The 1307-nt window shown below is 44.3% G+C and carries 2 protein-coding genes; both read right to left on the bottom strand.

Annotation, left to right across the window (positions count from 1 at the left end):
- Nucleotides 1-80: 80 nt before the first annotated feature.
- On the bottom strand, nt 81-1004 hold the full coding sequence (locus ACESR9_RS08215) for an L-lactate dehydrogenase (protein ID WP_013903259.1): 924 nt from the start codon (nt 1002-1004) through the stop codon (nt 81-83).
- A 153-nt stretch (nt 1005-1157) separates the two neighbouring features.
- Nucleotides 1158-1226, bottom strand: a complete 69-nt coding sequence (locus tag ACESR9_RS10170) for a hypothetical protein (protein WP_505504947.1) — start codon at nt 1224-1226, stop codon at nt 1158-1160.
- Between the last annotated feature and the right edge of the window lie 81 nt (nt 1227-1307).

Raw genomic sequence — 1307 nt, 5'->3', positions numbered from 1 at the left:
GCCCTACTCAACTGTGCGGAGGTGGGACGACGAAATCGAATTCTAACGAATTACCGATTTCTGTCCCACTCTCTTTGCTTTTATGCATGCTCCAATCCTTTTCGTGTATTTTCTTTGATAGTTTCAGCTGAATGGAGTAATTTTTCTTTTTCTTCTTCTGTCAAATGCAAATCCAATCGTTCGAGAATTCCTTTTCGACCTACAATTGCTGGGTAGCCAAGATAGGTTCCATATTCTGGACGATAGTTAGACACAGGCATTTCCTCGTGGCTATCATTGATCACAGCTTCTGCTAAACGTTGGGCTGCTGCTGCAATCCCAAAATTGGTATAGAATTTGCCAAAGAAGACCGTGTGGCCACCGCGCAAGGACTCGTAGTTGATGGCGTCAAGCTCTTCTTGAGAGAAGAGATCGGTAATAGCATGTCCTTTGACACGGACCTGACTCCAAGCGACAAATTGAGAATTTCCATGCTCACCAAGATTGTAGCCTGATACACTAGCAGGAGAAACCTGCAAACGATCAGCGACTGCACGCTTCATCCGAGCTGTATCCAATAAAGTCCCTGTCCCAATCACCTGCTCTTTTGGAAGGCCAGTATATTGTTGATAGAGTTGAGTAACGGCATCGACCGGATTGGTCACTACCAATAAGACCCCGCTAAAACCAGAAGCCTTCAGATCACGCGCTACTTGCACCACTTGCTTACTGGTAAAGGGAAGCTCCGCAAAACGGTCATCAGTGTTATTAGCCTGCAACTCAATATTTCCAAGAGTCGACACCACGACATCCGCATCTTTTAAAGCCGCGTAGTCATTGACCGTGATATGAACCGGATACCCTGTATTGGCAACTGTATCACAGAAATCCAAGGCATCTGCCTTGACCTTTTTCTCATTGGTATCAATCAAGACCAAATGATCACAGGTGTGTTTCAAAATCATGCTGTGGGCCAAGGTCGCACCCACATGCCCCAAACCAATAATACCAATTTTTCTTGTCATCAGAATCCTCTTTTCTAGTATCGATCACACTGTTGGTGAGGATAGCTCTTTGTTGACTCTATTCTACCACAATTCTAGAAAGGCGGATTGAAAAAATGGGAAAATTTTCAAGTTTTTTCCAAAAAGAAAAGAGGCGCTGCCTCTTTTAACGAATCAGGAAAGAAGAGTCTCAATCTCTTCAAGCGACAAACCTGTCATCTCTGATATCAGATCAGGTTTCATTCCTCGTGAGATCATCTCGCATACCAACTGTTTACGACCTTGTACTAAACCTTCTTCACGCGCTTCGTCTATAGCCGTCTC

This window comes from Streptococcus parasanguinis (assembly GCF_964238605.1).
Classification (GTDB): domain Bacteria; phylum Bacillota; class Bacilli; order Lactobacillales; family Streptococcaceae; genus Streptococcus; species Streptococcus parasanguinis_AJ.
This window is presented reverse-complemented; position numbering and strand designations above follow the sequence as displayed.